This window comes from Muriicola soli (genome assembly GCF_004139715.1).
GTDB lineage: Bacteria > Bacteroidota > Bacteroidia > Flavobacteriales > Flavobacteriaceae > Muriicola > Muriicola soli.
In genome coordinates, this window is sequence record NZ_CP035544.1 from 1,181,499 (window position 1) to 1,201,111 (window position 19,613).

Annotated in this window: 20 protein-coding genes and 1 pseudogene; 20 read left to right on the forward strand and 1 reads right to left on the reverse strand. The window is 37.0% G+C overall.

The window, feature by feature from the left end; translation table 11 throughout:
• Window positions 1–144 precede the first annotated feature (144 nt).
• From EQY75_RS05205 to EQY75_RS05230, 6 genes are all read left to right on the forward strand, one after another.
• Window positions 145–615 (forward strand): nuclear transport factor 2 family protein, encoded by a 471-nt coding sequence (locus EQY75_RS05205; protein ID WP_246020015.1) that lies wholly within the window; start codon window positions 145–147, stop codon window positions 613–615.
• A 197-nt stretch (window positions 616–812) separates the two neighbouring features.
• Window positions 813–1,229, forward strand: a complete 417-nt coding sequence (locus EQY75_RS05210; RefSeq protein ID WP_129603488.1) for a VOC family protein — start codon at window positions 813–815, stop codon at window positions 1,227–1,229.
• Window positions 1,230–1,260: 31 nt separating this feature from the next.
• Complete coding sequence (locus EQY75_RS05215; RefSeq protein ID WP_129603490.1) at window positions 1,261–1,629, forward strand: DUF2200 domain-containing protein; 369 nt, start codon at window positions 1,261–1,263, stop codon at window positions 1,627–1,629.
• Between the two features lie 11 nt (window positions 1,630–1,640).
• Entirely contained in the window at window positions 1,641–2,069 is a 429-nt protein-coding gene (locus tag EQY75_RS05220; protein WP_129603492.1) for a VOC family protein, read from the forward strand.
• A 97-nt stretch (window positions 2,070–2,166) separates the two neighbouring features.
• On the forward strand, window positions 2,167–3,348 hold the full coding sequence (locus tag EQY75_RS05225; RefSeq protein WP_129603494.1) for an alkaline phosphatase: 1,182 nt from the start codon (window positions 2,167–2,169) through the stop codon (window positions 3,346–3,348).
• Between the two features lie 154 nt (window positions 3,349–3,502).
• A complete protein-coding gene (locus tag EQY75_RS05230) occupies window positions 3,503–3,889 on the forward strand; it encodes a hypothetical protein (RefSeq protein ID WP_246020017.1) in 387 nt (128 codons plus the stop codon).
• 261 nt (window positions 3,890–4,150) lie between these two features.
• Here the strand turns inward: EQY75_RS05230 and EQY75_RS05235 are convergent, their stop codons facing one another.
• Window positions 4,151–4,990 carry a mechanosensitive ion channel family protein gene (locus EQY75_RS05235; RefSeq protein ID WP_129603496.1) on the reverse strand — a complete coding sequence of 280 codons (840 nt, stop codon included), beginning with the start codon at window positions 4,988–4,990 and terminating at the stop codon, window positions 4,151–4,153.
• A gap of 331 nt (window positions 4,991–5,321) precedes the next feature.
• Here EQY75_RS05235 and EQY75_RS05240 point away from each other — a divergent pair, with 331 nt between their 5' ends.
• From EQY75_RS05240 to EQY75_RS05305, 14 genes and pseudogenes are all read left to right on the forward strand, one after another.
• Window positions 5,322–5,936 (forward strand): GAP family protein, encoded by a 615-nt coding sequence (locus EQY75_RS05240; protein WP_129603498.1) that lies wholly within the window; start codon window positions 5,322–5,324, stop codon window positions 5,934–5,936.
• A 94-nt stretch (window positions 5,937–6,030) separates the two neighbouring features.
• Window positions 6,031–6,429, forward strand: coding sequence for a VOC family protein (locus EQY75_RS05245; RefSeq protein ID WP_129603500.1), 399 nt, complete (start codon window positions 6,031–6,033; stop codon window positions 6,427–6,429).
• 198 nt (window positions 6,430–6,627) lie between these two features.
• Window positions 6,628–7,524, forward strand: coding sequence for a TolB-like translocation protein (locus tag EQY75_RS05250; protein WP_129603502.1), 897 nt, complete (start codon window positions 6,628–6,630; stop codon window positions 7,522–7,524).
• A gap of 116 nt (window positions 7,525–7,640) precedes the next feature.
• Complete coding sequence (locus tag EQY75_RS05255; protein WP_129603504.1) at window positions 7,641–8,399, forward strand: flavodoxin family protein; 759 nt, start codon at window positions 7,641–7,643, stop codon at window positions 8,397–8,399.
• A gap of 203 nt (window positions 8,400–8,602) precedes the next feature.
• Window positions 8,603–9,861: pseudogene (locus tag EQY75_RS05260) on the forward strand (DUF2254 domain-containing protein).
• 297 nt (window positions 9,862–10,158) lie between these two features.
• On the forward strand, window positions 10,159–10,635 hold the full coding sequence (locus EQY75_RS05265; RefSeq protein WP_129603506.1) for a cupin domain-containing protein: 477 nt from the start codon (window positions 10,159–10,161) through the stop codon (window positions 10,633–10,635).
• 230 nt (window positions 10,636–10,865) lie between these two features.
• Complete coding sequence (locus EQY75_RS05270; protein ID WP_129603508.1) at window positions 10,866–12,059, forward strand: DUF6197 family protein; 1,194 nt, start codon at window positions 10,866–10,868, stop codon at window positions 12,057–12,059.
• 484 nt (window positions 12,060–12,543) lie between these two features.
• The gene (locus EQY75_RS05275; RefSeq protein WP_165200533.1) at window positions 12,544–14,316 is read left to right on the forward strand and encodes a tetratricopeptide repeat protein; all 1,773 of its coding nucleotides are present in this window, start codon (window positions 12,544–12,546) and stop codon (window positions 14,314–14,316) included.
• Window positions 14,317–14,695: 379 nt separating this feature from the next.
• Window positions 14,696–15,031, forward strand: coding sequence for a hypothetical protein (locus tag EQY75_RS05280; protein ID WP_129603512.1), 336 nt, complete (start codon window positions 14,696–14,698; stop codon window positions 15,029–15,031).
• 433 nt (window positions 15,032–15,464) lie between these two features.
• Window positions 15,465–16,157 (forward strand): hypothetical protein, encoded by a 693-nt coding sequence (locus EQY75_RS05285; RefSeq protein WP_129603514.1) that lies wholly within the window; start codon window positions 15,465–15,467, stop codon window positions 16,155–16,157.
• Between the two features lie 151 nt (window positions 16,158–16,308).
• A complete protein-coding gene (locus EQY75_RS05290) occupies window positions 16,309–16,533 on the forward strand; it encodes a hypothetical protein (protein WP_129603516.1) in 225 nt (74 codons plus the stop codon).
• A gap of 136 nt (window positions 16,534–16,669) precedes the next feature.
• Window positions 16,670–17,467 (forward strand): SDR family NAD(P)-dependent oxidoreductase, encoded by a 798-nt coding sequence (locus EQY75_RS05295; RefSeq protein ID WP_129603518.1) that lies wholly within the window; start codon window positions 16,670–16,672, stop codon window positions 17,465–17,467.
• A gap of 135 nt (window positions 17,468–17,602) precedes the next feature.
• Window positions 17,603–18,097, forward strand: a complete 495-nt coding sequence (locus EQY75_RS05300; protein ID WP_129603520.1) for a nuclear transport factor 2 family protein — start codon at window positions 17,603–17,605, stop codon at window positions 18,095–18,097.
• Between the two features lie 160 nt (window positions 18,098–18,257).
• Window positions 18,258–19,589 (forward strand): serine hydrolase domain-containing protein, encoded by a 1,332-nt coding sequence (locus EQY75_RS05305; RefSeq protein ID WP_129603522.1) that lies wholly within the window; start codon window positions 18,258–18,260, stop codon window positions 19,587–19,589.
• Window positions 19,590–19,613 lie beyond the last annotated feature (24 nt).

Consider the following 19,613-nt stretch of genomic DNA (forward strand, 5'->3'; position numbering starts at 1 on the left):
AACTGACTCGATAAAATAAAATATGACTACGGATGTCAATGGCTATTAGATATTGCATGTTCTCGCTTACTTCTGACACGGTAGTTATCAGGACACGTAACAACCCATAGCCCAACCGTTAGAGCCCATTCGAAAAAAAAAGTAATGAAGATGAAATCCCCATTAGTATTAATTATTGTAACATACTTAGTGATGGCAGCTGGATGTAAATCAGAGAATTCCCAATACAAAAAAATGGTAGAATTCGGTCAAAAATATACGGATGCCTGGAATAGTAAACAACCTGAAAAAATGGCATCATTCTATGCTGAGGATGGTATGCTCACTGTAAATAATGGAATACCTGCTATGGGCAGAAAACAATTAGCCGAAACTGCTAAATCCTATATGGAAGCTTTTCCGGATATGGAATTAACTATGGACAGTCTCACTGTTGAAAATGAAACTTATAGATATTACTGGACTTTTAAGGGAACAAATACCGGACCCGGAGGAACCGGAAATAAAGTTAATTTTAGCGGGTTTGAGGAATGGACGATGAATAAACAAGGACTTATTCAAAAGTCTGTTGGCACCTATGATGCACAAGATTATAATAGACAACTTGAAAAGTAATAAATATTACTACCCATAACAATGCCTACAGCTCATCAGCGGCCGGGGCCTGGGGAAATTTTCCTAAATTAGAGTTTAATAATTATTCCTGAAATGGTCTGCACACTGAAGCGCCGGGCCATATTAGTCTGCAGCGCTTCCGTTTTAGGGATGGTAGAGCACGGACCGTTGCCAACTAGCTTCGAAAAATTACTGGGATGAATAAAATTTTTAACACATATAGACCGGAAGGATTTGGAACTGTGAATGCATACTTGTTTTCACAAGATCCAAGCCAATTAATTGAATTTCTTAAAAACGCATTTTTTGCGGAAGAAATCAGCCGTACCATAAATCCTAAAAATGGAGAAATTGCAAATGCTATTTTGAAAATAGGGTATTCCTGCTTTATGATAAGTCAGGCCAGAGCACAATTCCTGAATATGCGAACATCGATGTATTTGTATGTAGACGACGTTGACATCATCCATCAAAGAGCAGTCGATAGCGGAGCAAAGGTGGAGTTTGAACCAGCCAATATGGATTATGGGGACCGACAATCCGGAATAATCGATCCCAGTGGAAATTATTGGTGGATTTCAAAAAGACTGTTTCAAAAGGGATATCATGAATAATTAAAAACCCTCACTAATTAAAAAATTATAAATGAAGGTTACAGCCGAAAAAAATGAAAAAGTTGCGAATATGATCTTCGCAGCTATCTATCCCCTTTACTGGAACAGACTGGAAAAGAATGGTAGAACGAAAGAAGAATTCCATCAGGTTATAGAATGGTTTACGGGTTTTGATGAAGATCAACTACAAGCTCTTATAGATGAAAAGGTGACTTTTAGAACATTTTTTCAAAAAGCTAAAATACATCCCAATGCACACATGATTAAAGGAGTTGTTTGTGGTTATCGGATTGAAGAAATAGAGGATGAATTTGAATTGTATAAACAATGCAGACAAATGGAAAAACTGATTGATGAACTGGCGAAGGGTCGTAAAATGGAAAAAATATTAAGAGCGTAAAAAGTGAAAATATGAAAACAACAACGTTTTTAACTTTCGTGGGGAGTCAATGCGGCAAGGCTGAGGAAGCCATAAATTTTTATACCTCTACCTTTCCTAATTCCGGAATTAAAAGCGTAACAAAGTACGCTGAGGGAGAGGCAGGAGGCACCCCCGAACTGATTAAATATGGAGTATTTACATTAAATGGCACCGAATACATGGTTTCTGAAAGTAATTACAATCATCAATGGTCATTTACTCCTGCTGTATCACTCCTTATCATTGATAGTTCTGATGAAGTGATACAAACAATTTTTGAAAAGCTTTCCTCAAATGGCGGTCAGATCATGGTTCCGCTGGATAACTATAAGGGTGAGGGAGATTATGGTTTTGGTAAGAAGTTCGGATGGTGTGAAGACAAATACGGTATATCATGGCAATTTGTACTTTCTGAATAAATGAAATGAAAATCAGATAACTACTGCCAGTAAGGCATATAAAATCACAGCTGCCATTCGGTTGCTGCGATTCTTATAATAAACGCTAGCAAATAGTATGAGAAATTGGAAAAAAATTAGCTTTTTTACAGCACTCGCCATAGTTGTTCTTCTTTCGGGTTTAATGTATATATTCAATATTTCCATTTCAATACCTTCATCTGACATTGAATTTTCTCCCGGGAAGGCTTTCAGCAAAGTACATCCTGAATACCCGGATAAAAAACCCAAAAACATCATTTTTTTTATTGCAGATGGAATGGGTTTTGGCCACTTATCTCTTGCTTTACAAACCCAACAGTTAGAAAGTAAAACTTCGGTCTGGCAGGAATTTGATGTTAAAGGATGGCACGATGCCAGATCTGTTTATGGGCCACTTACAGATTCAGAAGCATCTGCAACTGCCATGGCTACAGGAGTTTCTACAAACTTTGGTCACATTGGTATTGATAAGGACCAGAATCCTTTACAAAATATCTTTGAAGTGGCCTCTTCTAATAATTATAGCACAGGTATAGTAACCGACTCTTACATTTGGGACGGTACTCCGGCAGCATTTGCAGCACATATAAGAAATGAGGATGATGCCAGAAGCATATTAACACAGATAGCCAACAGTGAAATAGATTTGTTATTCGGTGAACTAGAGGACGTAGGTGAAGATGGCGTTCCCGAAGTAAATGAAACAATTGAAATTTTACAAAAGCGATTTCAATTGATGGATAAATCTTTGAAACTTCCAGACGGTGCTAAAAGCTCAGACCCTGTCGCTGCTATTTTTAAGGAAGATGAAATTCAGGATTTGAATTCATCTCCAAATCTCCTGCAATTAACCAACACTGCCTTAAGGTTCATGTCATTACAAGACAGGCCCTTTGTATTATTGGTAGAGAGCGAAGAAATGGATGCGGCTTCTCATGAAAATGATTCGAAAAGAGTGTTGAAGGGTTTAAAATCCATACAAGAAACTCTTGCCCTTATTCTGAATTTTTCGAAACAAAATGGGGAAACACTGGTCGTATTCACTTCCGATCATGAAACCGGAGGATTAGTACCAGTTGCCGATTTTGACAATTACCCGAAAATGCAGGTAAAATGGTCGACGAAAGTGCATACAGCTGCAGTAGTGCCTCTATTTGCCATGGGACCAGGTGCTGAATATTTTGCAAATGTGCATCGAAATTCAGAAATTGGGATCGGCCTTAAAAAACTAGTCTTAACTGATGATTCAGCTGATTAAATGAAGCGGGTAATCAGGACTAAAACACATGATAAAAAAACCTTCGCCAATAATGGCTTTAAACCACCAGTTGGCTCACTCCAATCAAGTCGAAATCATTGCCAGAACCGGGATAAAATAATAGTATAGAATTAACTTTAAAACAATTTCTCTGATGAAAAAAGTAATCTTATCAGTCTTTATTGTGTTATTTGCCCTAAAATCATATTCGCAAGAAGTGGAAAACGGACCTGATTTTAGTGATATAGATAGTATTGAAAAAGCCATTGATCTATATGAAAAAGGGGAGTTGTCTAAAATTTACATGATGCCATTGGAGTTTGGTGGTGAGGATATCCCGGCTAACACCCTATATGTCCCGGGATTTGTGCAGGACTTCAAAGAAGGATTTGATGGAACAGTTGAAAAGTTACTCTTAGACGGAAAAATAATAAGTTTTGAAGCTAAGCCCGAGTATAAAGGAAGAAGCTTTATTCCTTCTAAACTTAAACTCGAAGTCTCAGGGGACGCGGAATTTATTGAAAGCATAAATATCTGGTAGAGATACTAACGTTTTACAATAACAGCAATATCACATTACATCCGGGATCTTCTCTTAATTCCTATCTTAGTTGAGAACAAATCCGTTACAAGACCCGCGCGTACAGTCGCAGGGTCATACTTGTCTGCCGTAGCTGCGGATGGGAGGGAGGGAGAGCCGGAACCGTGTTCTGTAAGACCAAAGAAACATTGTTCATTGAAAGAATGCTCCGGAAAGACGAAAAAATTAGTTCTGAGAATCATCAATCTATTCGTACGTATTTTATTTGGGAATATCGGACTTAAAATGCAGATCCATTTGAGGAAATGCAATTACTATATTATTGTTCGTAAAATTTTTATTGATTAATCTTCGAATATCGCTTTTCATTTTCCCAATTCTAAAAATATTTGAACTAAAAAATAAAAGTTGAAAATCTAATGATGAGCTTCCAAAATTTAGCAAACGAGCTTCAATTAATTTCTTATTGTGAATCTCGGGATGCTCAAAGGCACTTTTTTCTAGATTTTTAATCACAAAATCAACATCACTTCCATAGGCTACACCAACATTAATTTTAAAACGGGTTTGATGCGATTGATGACTCCAATTAATTACTTTACTGGTTGTAATCAAAGAATTTGGAATGATAATAGAAATATCATCCCTATTCATGGCCTTGGAAGTTCTTAAACCTATACTTTCAATTATAACTACATCATTATCAATTTCTAAAACATCTCCCACTTCTATAGAGCGTTCTGAAAGTAATATAATACCAGATATTACATCGTTAAATGTTTGCTGCAATCCCAAACCAATACCTACTAATAAGGCGGCCGATCCTGCTATTAATAGTGTGACTTTAATTCCAATGGATTCTAATACTAATGCAATGGCAATAATCCATACGACATATTTAATGATTTTTAGTAAGGCATAGGCGCTCCCTGTTTTTATTTTACTAGACTTATTTTTACTAAAAAAAGCTTTTTTAAGTACCCAAAGAATTAATTTGGTTACAACAATGATCACCAAAATACTGACCAATTGAGAAACTTTTAAAGCGTAAGAACGAAAATTAAAAATTTCAGATTCTAAAATTTGATTTAATGTTTCCATTTAAATTAGTAATTAGCCAATCCATTTGTCAGATAAAGCGCTTTTTTATAAGGTAGTTTAAATAATATATCTTTATTACGATTTCTAGGTATTTCTCCAAAATTAGGAAGAGGCACTTGTAAAATAGTACTCTAGACAACAAGGAGTACAATTAATTGAGGTAAGTAGGCCAGGTAGAATATTTATCCTTACAGTACAGTATTTTGTTTAAATGGAAGACGCTGGCAAATCAGCTCGCGTTTTATCCGCGAATCACCAGCCGCACAAGCGAGTTGCAAATCCGAAATATGATCATACGTAAACTCTTAGGCAGACTTACTAAATTTTAAGAATGGTAGAGATTGCAATCTTACCGTTAGCATTAACAGTAATGTTAGGACCCCAGATTTTGGTGGGTATGTTACTCATTACCAGAAAGGACCCGATTAAAAGCTCTTTGGTTTACATTTTGGCGGTAATATCTACTTTAATACTGACAACATATTTATACTACTCACTGGCCAATATTACAGGTTTGAAGGAGGCTTCCATTGGTGGCAGACCGGTGGTAAAATATTTTTTAATTGCACTGTTCATATTCTTAATCATTCGTTCGATAATTAATCGTAAAAAGATTACAGCATCACCAAAATGGATGCAAGGAATTTCAACCAGCTCATTGGGGAAAATTTTTATAATTGGTGTATGTCTGATTGCCTTTATGCCAACAGACATTGCAATTGCCTTTACTGTTGGCAATCTATTGAATAGTGAATCAAGTCCCTTTTTGGACGCTTTACCTTTCTTTGGGGCCGTTCTATTGATATCACTTTTACCGCTGTCCATATATTTCTCATTGGGGCCAAAGGGTCCAGAATATTTAGAAAAAGTAAATGCCTGGCTAAATACACACGGCTATGTTATAAACGTAATCGTCCTGTCTTTTTTTATATTCCTTTTAATTTAACCAGGTACAAAGGCCAACATTGTATATAAGCCATTACAACGGTCATATAGATAACCGATGTGCATAAGTTAAAAATACATTTAGATAAGATACCATGATAGATAATGCAAGTACTTTTCGTTTTACATATTTTACCCCTAAGTATGATGAAACTTTTGATTTTTACCAGAACAAATTGGTTTTCAGTTTAGAGCATTCCTGGGATAGGAGTGAAGAAGACAAAGGCGCTCTTTTTAAGATAGGCGAAGGATTGATTGAAATACTTAAAATGCCCAAAGATCCTGAAAATAAATATATTGCTTTGGACTATCGCATGCCTCAAGGTGTTTTTACAGGTATTCAGGTTAGAAAAATAGACGAACTTTTCAATACGTATAAAGCAAAGGATGTTCCTTTTAAACAGGAGATAATTAATCAGCCATGGGGCCATAGAAGTTTCTATGTACAAGAGCCAAATGGATTGGTGCTGGGTTTTTATGAAGAAAAATTCTGATCATGTATGGCAGCCTAAATCACGAATAGAAAACAGTAATACATGGAATTCTGATCAAAGATCCTGATGGCTTTTGCATTATAGTCGGCAACTTTAAATTAGAATTACTTAGCACAACAATATATAGGATAATGCTCCCAAAAACGGTTGCACTCCGCAAAAACCAATCTTGGGCGATAATTAAAGACAAATTGAAGTATGAGAGATAGCATGATTAGTTTCACAGTATTGGCATTTATAGTGTTTTTAAGTGCTTGTAAAACAGATAAATCGAACACAATTGATGATGGTTCTTCAACCGTGCAAAGTCCTTATCTTGGTCAAAAACCTCCTGGTTTAATACCTGAACCTTTTGCTCCTGATCTGGTTACGACAGTAGGGTGGGAATACAGTGGAGTATTTAGTCCGGATATGAATGAATTTTATTTTCTAAGACAAGTTGAAGGAACTGAGGAACAAGAATTTGTTGCTTATAAAAATGCTGGGAATAAATGGAAGGAGACGGTTATGTCTTCTCGCCAGGGACAGCCTTTTATCTCTCCAGATGGCAAGACAATGCATCTCGGCAGAAGATACAAGGAACGTGAGAAAAACGGAGACTGGTCTGAAATAAAAAAACTCGCCGCACCTTTCGACAGTTTACCAATTATGCGCCTTACAGCTTCTTCAAAAGGAACTTATTATTTTGATGAATTCAAACCAGATTTTACTGGTGATATTCGATATTCAAGATTTATAGACGGTAAATACGAGGAACCAAAATTACTCGGTGAAAAGATCAATACAGGAAAAAGCTTTCACCCTTTTATAGCACCCGACGAATCCTACTTACTGTTTGATAGTCCAAAAGAAGGTGGTTACGGCGATTCTGACATTTATATCAGTTTTCGTCAACATAATGGTTCTTGGAGCAATCCTATTAATTTGGGAGATAAAATAAACACCAAAGCCTGGGAAGCTTCTGCAAGTGTGACACCAGATGGAAAATATCTATTCTTTAACAGGAATACGGGCTCGGATAATTATGAGAATATAGACATATTTTGGGTAAGCACAGAGCTCATAGAAAAACTAAAACCCCAAAGAGTAAAATAATAGTCAGCCTAGAACAGAAAAGGATTGTGAGTGCAGATGCACTATTCATTTTACACCAGACCTTTGGCAGTAATTAAGATGAAAATACAATTATACAACCAACATAAAAGAAAAAGATGAGCGAACAACTAAAAAGAATGACTGCACAGCATTGCGAAAATCCACCTGCGAAGTATGATGACCTAAAAGTATTATTTCTGAATTGTACTTTAAACAGAACACCTGTATTATCTCATACGGAAGGGTTGATAAAAAAGGCGCAAATGATTTTTGATTCAGTGGGCGCATCAACAAAAATCATTAGACCAGTAGATTATACTATTCCAGCGGGTTTGGGATTAGATATGTCTACAACACCTGAATGGGAGAAGGATGATTGGCCAATGATCCAAAAAGAAGTAGACGAATGTGATATTTTAATTTTATGTACCTCTGTCTGGTTAGGCGAAAAGTCATCCGTTTGTAACCGAACATTGGAAAGAATGTATGGGTATACTCATCAATTTAACGAAAAAGGGCAATACAGAGATTATGGAAAAGTGGGTGCTACGCTTATAACAGGAAACGAAGACGGTGTAAAGCATTGTGCTATGAATATTCTATTCTCGCTGTCACACATAGGTTATACGGTACCTCCACAAGCCGATGCTGGATGGATGGGAGAAGCAGGGCCCGGACCGTCTTACAGGGATGAAGGTTCTGGCGGACCTGAAAATGATTTTACCAATAGAAACACCACTTTCCTTGTTTGGAATTGCCTTCACCTGGCAAGAATGTTGAAAGACCAGGGAGGCGTACCTGCATACGGGAACTTACCGGACGAATGGAAAGCCGGTTGTACAACCGGGATGGACAGTCCGGAACACAAAAGATAAAAATCAATTGGAAACAAGGGCTACACGAAATTAGCTGTTCTCAACTACTTCTGTGTCCCGATAGCTATCGGGACGCAAATTTTGAGTTTGTTGTGTACCTGCAGAGTTAATTGCTTTGCCCTCCGTTCGCTATACAGGTCGGAGGCACTACGCAGCTGCTCATGGACGAGATCTTTGTGCACTACTTAAAAATCTAAAATTAAATGAGAAAAAAGCTAGTCATTTTTTACAATAGAATTCGCGAGCAATTATGGTTTAGACCTTTTTTGTTTTGCATATTCTCCATAGTTGGTGCATTAATTGCAAACCAGGCAGATGGTACAGGGATGGGTAACCTTGTTCCTAATATTGATAAGAATTCCATTAGAGGTCTTTTAGATACCATATCAGCCAGCATGTTAGTCATATCTATATTTGCCGTGGCGTCAATGCTTTCAGCATTCTCATCAGCAAGTAGCACAGCAACCCCACGTTCCTTTAAGATAGTAGTCACGGACGATGTATCTCAGAATGCACTTTCTATTTTTATAGGGGCGTTCATATTTAGTATAGTGGCAACTATAGCTTTGGATAATGGATATTACGATAAGGCAGGAAGGTTCATTCTATTTTTATTGACATTATTATTATTCGCTATTGTAATACTCACCTTTTTAAGATGGGTCGACAGAATTTCAAGATTAGGTCGTTTAGAGCATACTATAAGTCAGCTTGAAACAGTAGCATCTAAATCTCTATCCACATATATAAAAAACCCATACTTAAAAGCACTTCCAACAAATGGTGAATTTCAGAACGGAAATGCTGTGTTCGCTAAATCTATTGGATATATTCAACATGTAAATTTGGAGGAATTGCAAATATTGGCTGAAGAAAGCGAATTAAGGATTCGACTTAATTGTATTCCAGGTAAGTTTGTTCACCATAATTACATTATTGCCCATTTTAGCTCTAATCAAAATTTGGATAATGACAAGATTCAGGATAGAATTAATAAAGCTATTCTTGTGGGACAAACTAGATTATTTGACGAAGACCCTAGATTTGCTTTAATTTCATTGACCGAAATAGCCAGTAGAGCCTTATCCCCGGGTATTAATGATCCAGGTACTGCCATCCAAATTATTGGGAGCCATGAGAGACTCTTTTTTTATGGAACAAAGAGAACAAAAATAGAAATGATAATACTGTGACTTATGATCGTGTAGAAGTCCCTGGAATTTCAATGGAAGATTTTTTTAATGATGCATTTAGACCAATAGCAAGAGACGGTGCCGGTAATATTGAAGTGATGTTAAGATTGCAAAAGGCATTCAAAGCAATTGAAACTATTAATAATGAGGCTATGAAAGAAAGTGTAATCAGAAATTCAAAAGAGGCATACAAAAGAGCTGAAAAAGCAATTAAGTTTAAACAAGATTTGGATACCTTATATAAGAATTGCTTATTTAAAAAAGAATAAATAATTGATAAATGCTCAACAATGGCTATAATCAAGCACTGTTACAGAAGGTCCCCGAAACTCCCTACCTTTATATAAAACAAGGAACCGGCAATAAATCCGATTCAGCCAGGACTCGCTTTTGCCATTGCTAATGTCTTCCTCTTAAGGAGGCAGATCCAAATCGACGCTCGGCTTTAATATTGTGCCGTATTATACTTGTCTGAGGTACCTACTGTTGCAGGTAAGGTTGAACCAGAGACGTTGTGCGAAAGCAAAAAATTCTGAACAAATAAGAAATACATAAACTGCAATAAAATGAAATATTTAATTTTTCTCCTGTTAATTTTAAGCTCTGTATCTGTCTTTTCCCAAAACGCTGAATACGATGTCTCTTCGTACCTTACAAAAGGCACAAAAGCACCAAATACCCGCTATTTAGGGGAAGCCTGGTTGAATGCCATTATTCACGATGACGAGGAATTAGGATATAATATTACAAAGGCGACTTTTAAAGCCAACTCCACCTTGGACTGGCATAAACACAGTTCTGTACAAGTCCTGATAATTGTTGAAGGAGAGGCCTATTACCAGGAAAGAGGAAAGAAGCCGGTCATTTTAAAAGAAGGTGATGTCATTAGATGTGGGAAGGACATAGAACATTGGCATTCCTCAACGAAGTTTAGTGATGTTACCTATTTGGCTTTATACGGTGGTGAACAACCCACTACCTGGACTGAAATAGTTACACAAGAATATTACGATGAAGTAGCAGAAAAGCTGAAAAGCAATTGATAATTACAGAAATCTATTCTTCAAGACTTTTGGAATAAAATGCCGGCGTACAATAAGGGCTATAACGCGTCGCCGGCCAGGGCTTGGGAATTTTTCCTACTTTAGGGTTTATATATCATTCCTGTAGTGGTCTGTGCATTGAGTCGCCGGGCCATCTTGCCTGCAGTAGCTTCGGTTGCAGGGAAGGTAGAGCCGGGACCGTAAGCCCACATTTTGACAAACTTATAATAATGATAAAATTCTTTCGGAGGATCAGGCAGGATTTACTTTCAGAAGGTAGAACAAGCAAATATCTTAAATACGCCATTGGTGAGGTCGTTCTTGTTATGATTGGAATTTTGCTGGCGTTACAAGTCAATGAATGGAATAAAGAGCGCAATAGAAAAATAGCTGAACAGGCCATTATAGAGCAACTTATCTCTGATCTTAGTAAATCACAATACGAATTAGAGGAAGTTCGGGAAATTAATATAAGAAGGGCAAGAGAATGCGCCCAAGTCTTAAGAGCTTTTTGGAAAAATGATATGCCTGAAGATATTGAAGAATATATTGGTGGCTTTGGTAGTTCCGTTTACAGTCCGGTTATGGGAACATCGCGGTCCCTTATAAATTCAGGGAGATTAGATATTTTAAGCTCAAATAAACTCAGAAATGATATTGTGGTTTACCTTGAAGCGGTTGACTATACTCTTAAAGACATTAGCAGGTATGAGGAATCTTATTTTCGTAAGGGCGTTGATCTCATGTACGAAGCTAATCCAAACACTTTTGAAACCAAACAAGAAATTAATGAAAAAAGTGTAACGGAAAGCCCGGGCTGGCAATATGGGCTGAATATCAATTCAAGACCTCTTATTGTTGACAAAGTCCCGTTTAGAAAAGATATTGAGCAGTTACTGCAGGATGAAAAATACTTCCGAGCCTATAATAAACTACATCTCTATCACAGAAATATTGCGCTGCGATACCACCGAATTCTTGGAAGGACCAATAATTTGTTGGTTGAATTATACAGGGCTTCAGAAAAGCATCCGGATTTAGGTGAATTACTAAATGGCAGTGAACATTATTTGGTATTTGATAAGACCGACCTTGAAATCCTTGAGCAGGCAGATGCTCTGTTAAACGAAAGTTCTAAATGGAACAGAAAGGACGACTCCGATTGTGATGAAAATAGTAATTCCGATAAATACAGCCTGCGCTGTGCACTTCGGAAAGCAACACAGGATGTAACCGGACAATGGCAAAATGATCCTCTAAAACCGGCTATCAGGTTGGTGTTGTTTACCATCAAAGAATACGAGAACAGACGAGTTATAGAAAGTCCATTTAGAGACTGGAACAATCATCCTGACACCACATTTGAAGATGTAAAGCAAGTATTAAGGGAATCGATTGAAGAGGTTAAAAAACAACTTCAGTAAGTTATTAATACATCTTACAAAACCCAAATCCTAACAATGGCCATAACCTGGCTCAGGCAATACACAATCATTGTCAGAACCGTTGATAATAATTTTCTGGATTACTCTATTGAAATGATGTTAATCCATAATAGAGTGCATTTTGAACCCATGGGCATTAATAATTTATTCTACCTTTAAGGAAGTAGTGCTAAAAATGAATAAATTACTCAAAGAGCTTAAGCGCAGAAATGTTCTAAAAGAGACAATTGCTTATTTAGTAGTTGCCTGGCTCGTGTTACAAGTATTTTCAACGGTATTGCCAATTTGGAATACGCCCGCCTGGGTTTTACAAATCATCACCATCACACTGGCACTGGGTTTGCCACTTTGGGTTATCTTTTCATGGCATTACCAGTTTACATCTTCCGGAATTAAAAGGACCGAGGAATTAGTTAACCATACTAAGAGGTCTAAAAGCAATAGGGTATTAAATACTGTTATTATGATTGCCCTTGTGGCAACCATCGCCTTAATTTGGATTAATCCTGGTGTTGTTGCCTCCGTATCAACTGAAAAATTATCTATCGCAGTACTTCCATTTACAAATATGAGTGATGACTATTCTAATGATTGGTTTAGCATTGGTGTTACAGAAGATATCTTAACGCATTTATCTAAAGTTAAAGGTTTGCGGGTTATTTCCAGAACCTCGGTGATGCAGTTCAAGGACTCCGACAAATCCATTCCTGAAATAGCCAAAGAACTCGATGTTTCCTATATAGTTGAAGGCAGTGTGCGAAAACAGAATAACCAGGTTCTTATAACGGCCCAGCTTCTAAAAGCCAATGACGAACATCTTTGGGCAGACAACTACAATGAAGATTTAATTGATGCCTTTAAGATTCAGCAAGAAGTCTCTCAAAAAATCGTAAAACAACTAAAAATATTTATAAGCCCTGAAGAAGAAAAAGACCTAAATACGCCTGCAACTACTAACCTCTTGGCTTCTGAATTATTTTCCAGAGGACGCAGTACTGCAGATAACAGAACGCCAGAAGACCTTGAAAGAAGCATCGAATTATATAAAGAAGCCATTAAGTTAGACCCTCAATTTGCAGAAGCCTATGCTGAGATTGGCAATTCCTACATGCTGTTAAGTACATATGGAAATATGCCTTGGAAGGAGGCTACAACCCAAGCTAAAACATTTGCAAATAAAGCATTGGCAATTAATCCAAATACCTCACGATCCTATAGTGTTTTAGCTTTTATTAATATGAAAAATAAGAATTGGGACAAAGCCGAAGAACTTTTTGAAAAGGCCATAGAAATAAACCCAAATGATGCCACAGCACATCATCATTTTTCCATGTATTTACGTGATAAACCGCAACCGGATGCCAAAAATTTTCTAAAGGAAATTACTGAAGCACAACGGCTTGATCCGCTTTCCAAGCCAATTAATAACACGAGACTTCATGCGCTTTTAGTCAACGATCAGCTTGAGGAAGCCAAAACCCACTTCGAAAAATACAGATTTTTACAAAGACCAGATTATATTGTTTTTAATGAAGGCCTTATAAATAGTGCCATAAAAAAAGATCTAAGAGAACTCATTTACTCTTATGAGCGCGCTCTTAAAGACGATCCTGACAACTTATATTTACTTTATTCCTTGAATAAATACTACACTTGCATTTTGTTGGATCGTAACAAGAGTATGCACTATTCTAAACGAATATTTGAAATAGATCCAACAAATACGAGATATATTGTGGATAAACTAAATAATTTTTATTACAATAAACGGTTTGAAGAAGCCAATAAAATCTTAGGTGATAGCGCTCTTATGGATTTGCTAAATCCATTTCAAAAAAATGTAATCCTCCATGATTATTATGCATACCAGGACGATTACGAAAAGGCACAACCATATCTGGAGCAACTAAAATCGCTTAATCTAATAGGTTATTATTCCAATAAGGCCTGGTCATATTCAAAAAAGGGCGATGCAAAAACGACCTATGAAGTATTTAATATGTCTGAATACACCCCTATGGATTATGCAAAAGTGGTCTGTTTTGCCCATTTGAAAGAAACCGATTCCTTGTTTTATTATTTGCACAAGATTTCAAATTATGCAAAACTGGATTTTAAGAATTTTAGTTTAATTGAGATCAACGGTAGTTCTGCAATTGATCCTTACCGTAAAGACCCCAGATATATTGAGATTATGAAAGAGAATTACTTCCCGGTTGAGACTATATCGAACTGATGAAAGAACATGAATTGGTTACTTACAAAAGAGATTGGATCAATCTCATTTGAGGAAACAACTACTGCCTGCAACGTATATTTTTTAATTTCCTGATCGTTTAAGAGACTCTCGAGGATTTCTGGCGAAATCCTATGGCTATCATACTTTTATTATCTTAGTTCTCTTCCGCAACGAATCATGCAAAAACTATTGAAGACATCATAAAATTAACATTATGAATTATTTTTTCACCAAGCTATTAATTGTCTTCACTTTTCTGATCTCGCAAGGAACGTATTCTCAAAATTTAATTTCACCTGATGATTTGAATTCGATTTCTGGTGAATGGAACGGAACCCTGACATATATAGATTATAGCACGAACTAGCCATTTAAAATGCCTGCTAATGCATCTGTTGTGCCGGGAAAAAATAAGTACCAGGTTCAACTCCTTATTAATTACCCGAAAGAACCAAATGCAAATAGCAAAGAAAAGATTAAAATTTCCAAAGATGGTTTACAATTAAATAAAACTACTGTAAAGTCAAGAGAAGCTTTGGCCAACAATGAAGTTAAAATTATTACTGAATATTATGGCAAGGATAATAATAAGAAGGCCTTGATAAGAAATGTATATATACTGGGACCAACGCGTTTTATTACTCGAAAAGAAGTTAAATTTGACGAAACAGGAGATTGGCTAATGAGAAATGAATATAATTTCGTTAGGTAATTTTAAACAGCTTAATACCATTATAATCCATCATGCCTTTGGCTTGACGTTCCGAGCGTAGCGAAAACCGGAATTTATGTGATAACTCAGGAAATGAAAATACATAATCTGGGTGGGAATAATAGGTATGACAAAAATGATATTATTTTTTCGGCTATCGGACTGCTAATCGGATATCTGTTTATTGTCTATACCAAATCCGAAATCTATCCTGTTTCAGAAAAATAAAGTAATTATAGCCGGTTGCTAACAAGATGTACAATGCAGGACTGCGGAATCACTAGGCACAAGATTTCGTTATATTTAAAATTCAGGATAAGCCGAAATTGATTTAACTATGGCTTCTCGCCTATTACGACGGAAAAGTCAATCGCTTGGCTTATATAGAGCTTCGCCTATAATAGAAGAACAAAATGACTGCTATAAAGAAACAATGAGATTCTTCATTCAATACATTTTCGCAGTACTCATTATTACATCTTGCATTCAAACACAGGATAAAGGAAGTGTAGCTCAAAAGCAATCAGACATTAATTCTTCCACAAGCATTCACTTCAAGGAGAATGTTGGAAATTTTGGAGGCATTACTATCCTGAATACTGGTCCCAGAGGAGGTTTCTATCAGAGTTCCAACAGAGAGAATTTCAGGTATACGGTATTCAGAGTTGAGATTTTCAACGACACGATCATTCCAATAAAATTAGATATCAAATTCCCTAAGAGTCCAATTGGACTTTTACCGGATTCGACAATTGTCTTTGAGGCCTTTTTAGTGCCTGACAAGTTCATTCCCGATTCAATACAGGACGACTTCAATTTCGGAGCCCGACTTGAAGATCTTTTTGAATCAGGACATAAATACCAGTTTGATCTATCCACATCAATTCAGCCCGAAAACCAGCGAACCCTCTATGTGGGAATTCTTTTAAAAAGCAAAATAATTGATGGAACAACAAGGGCGAAGTTATTTGTTGAAGGTCAAGACCAAGATGCACCATTTTTCAAGGTTTCGTCCAGGAATAGGTATAAACTCAATAAAAATCCCATAAATTTAGTTTACGGTATAAGCGTTGCTGCACCAAAATATCACACATTGATCTCTTGCGGACAAATTAAAATAGAGTAATAGCAGACTGTTCTAAAAAAACGGTCATGCAATAGAAAATATGAAAAACAGCCGCCGACAATGTATGTGAAATCGCAGCTCCCATTTGGTCACTGCGCTTTATATACCAGGCCTTTGGCTACTAGTAAGAATGAAATTAAAAATTTAAGAAATGGAAAAAGTTTGGGTATTATTAATAGCCGTTTTGATCTTCGCAGTCTTCGCTTTTCTTTTATGGAAGCTGACCAGTAGCGATGCGAAAACAGAATACGGTACAAAAATGTGGAAACATTGGCCAACGAGATTATCCTATTATCAAGGGGTAATTTTTTATAGTGCCGGACTTACACTTATTTCAATGTTTCTTTTAAAATGGGCAAATGTGTTGACCTGGTAGAAAACGAAAACGCCTGAAAAAAACTTTTGCCAACCTTGTGTTTAGTGTATAGGTCGCTGCGGGATAATACCACAGCATTCACGAACAGGCTGTGCGTTAACCTGAGAATCTATAATCTGTCAAAAAATAACTTAATATGACAAACACAAAAGAAAGCGTTGTTTGGATAACGGGGGCTTCCTCTGGTATTGGCAAAGCTATGGCCTTTGAGTGGGTAAGATTAGGATATAAAGTGGCGCTATCTGCCAGACGTCGAGGATTATTAGAAGAGATTGCTCTTGAGATTAGGAATTTGGGTGGCGAAGCATTGGCTGTTCCAGTTGATATTACGGAAGAAAAATCAATAGGGAATGCAGTTCAAAGCATAATCGACTATTGGGGGCGTTTAGATGTTGCTGTGGCCAATGCAGGATTTGGTGTTATTGGTAGTATAGATAGACTAAATGCAAAGGATTGGAATAGGCAATTACAAGTTAATGTTGTCGGATTGGCCTTGACAGTAAAATATGCCCTACCACATTTGATGCAAAAACAAGGTCGCATAGGTTTAGTAGGTAGTGTTGGAGCTTATATCCCCAATCCTAATGTCGGAGCCTATGGGGCCTCAAAAGCTGCCGTACATTCAATTGGTCAGACCTTGCAGGTTGAATTAACGGGTACCGGTGTGAGTTGTACGACCATTCATCCCGGATTTGTGGTGTCTGAGATTGCCAAGGTTGATAATGAAGGGGTGTGGCATCCTGAACGGCCAGACCCACGTCCATCGAATTTAATGTGGCCCACAGATAAAGCTGCGAAAGTTATGGTGAAGGCTATAATTAAGCGGAAAAGAGTTTATATTTTCACAACCCATGGGAGAGTTCTTGTTTGTTTGCAACGTTGGTTTCCAGGCTTGGTGAGAACTATTGTTTCAAAAGGTCCAAAACCGGAATAAAAAAAATCAGGCGTAATCTGACTTTGACCAATAAAGAAGAAAAGCCGAATCGTCAACAACGGCTGTAACCCACCGCCGGCCAGGGCTTGGGAAATTTCCCTACCTTAGAGTTTACCATCTTTAAAGAATATCAACATGAAAAGAATAATGATGCCCCTGTATTTCTTTGCCGTTATTTTATTATTTCATAATAGTACTGTCTTTTCCCAAACGCCAAACGACTCTACCCAAATAAAGGAAACTGTCCTCAATTACCTTGAAGGCATGGAAACCAACAACCCGCAAAGAATTGAAAAAGCGATGCATCCTGATTTGGCAAAACGGACCATCGAGAAAAACAAGGAAGGAATAGAATATCCTGAAAATATGACCGCAGCCAGTTTAATTGGATACTCAGAAGGTTTTGATTTTTCTCTGTTTTATAAAGCTGACGTGGACGCTAATGACCCTTTAACATCAGAAGTTGTAATTTATGATATCTCAAATGGAATTGCATCCGTGAGAGCGGTGACAAACAAGTTTGAATTTGTCGATTACATCCACCTGGGAAAATTAAATGGAGAATGGAAGATCATTAACATCCTCTGGGCTATGACGGGTGACACGAATAAATGGATGAATAGAGAGTAAGCATTACGGCCAACCACAAATATAACTCATCGCTCATCAAAATGTGCCCTTATTTTCTATCTTAGTTAAAAAAAACTTGTCACGCCAAGGCTTGCCTGTCTTCCCTGCGGGACTTCGGAAGGCGTGTCTTTGTCGAAATCGCAGTCTTTAATTAAAGAAAATGAAAAAATATCACCTATTACTGACTGTGCTCTTTATAGCTATCAATGCAATTACTGCTTTTGCACAAAAGGACACAACAACAGCATCTAAAATTGACGAATATCTGCAGCCATATCTGGACATGGACGCATGGAGTGGACTTATTTCCATATATAAACACGGTGAGCCGATATTTCAAAAAGCATATGGATATGCCGATCGTGAATGGAAAATTCCCAATACAAAAGACACTAAATTTCGTATAGCATCCATATCAAAGTTATTTACGGAAGTGGCAATTCTGAAACTGGTTGAAGAAGATGCAATTTCTTTAAGTGACCCTTTATCCAAATTTATAATTGATTATCCCAGAGGCACTGAAATTACCATCAGGCAATTGTTGAATCATCGTGCAGGAATACCGCATTTAAACAATTTTCCCAATTACAATGACCTGATTAAATATGACTATGACATTAATGAAATTATTGAATTGTTTAAAAATAAACCTTTAGATTATGATCCAGGCGAGCGGTATCGATATAGCAATTCCGGCTATGTCTTATTGGCCTATATCATTGAAAAGGTAAGCCAGGCTACATATGGAGATTACTTACAAAAGGAAATTTTAAACCCTCTTGGGCTGGCCAATACCGGAATTGACAACAATAGCGAGATACTCCAAAAACGAGCCAATGGATATATGTTCAATAGTTCCGGCGATTTAGTGAATGCGGACTTTGTCAATATGAGTATTAAAATAGGTGGTGGTTCTATGTACTCCACAGCAGGAGATTTAAACCTTTTTCTGCAAGGTCTTTTTAGAAAGAAAGTAATTGACAGCACCTTAAATGAGCTTCCGAACTTTATTGAAATAGAAGGAGAGCAAGCCTTCCAGGCAAGCGGGAGGGTACAGGGCTTCTGCCATCAAATTACGCACAGATTTTCAAGTGAACTAACCGTTATGGTTTTGGGAAATCACTATTCGAATTTAGCACTACCCATTTCAGATGATATTTATAATATTTATACCGGCAAACCGTACTCTATTCCAGAAAACTATCTGAGTCAGGAAACTCAGCTTCCCGTTGAAGAACTCAAGGTTTATGAAGGCAATTATGACTTTGGGTTTGGTCCCATACGCAAACTTAAAGTAAAAGGGAATTCGCTCACCTATGGTGCTCTTGACCTTGAGTCTGCAGATGCGTTAATTCCTTTAGGAGGTAATCGCTTTTTTTATATTCAGTATTGGGTTATTCTGGAATTCAGTGATATGGAGAATGGCAGGTTTAAAACCTTAGAATGGGTTATGGGTAAAAACAGATTTCCTGCGAATAGGGTAATCAATTAAATACAACTAACTATAAATGCCATT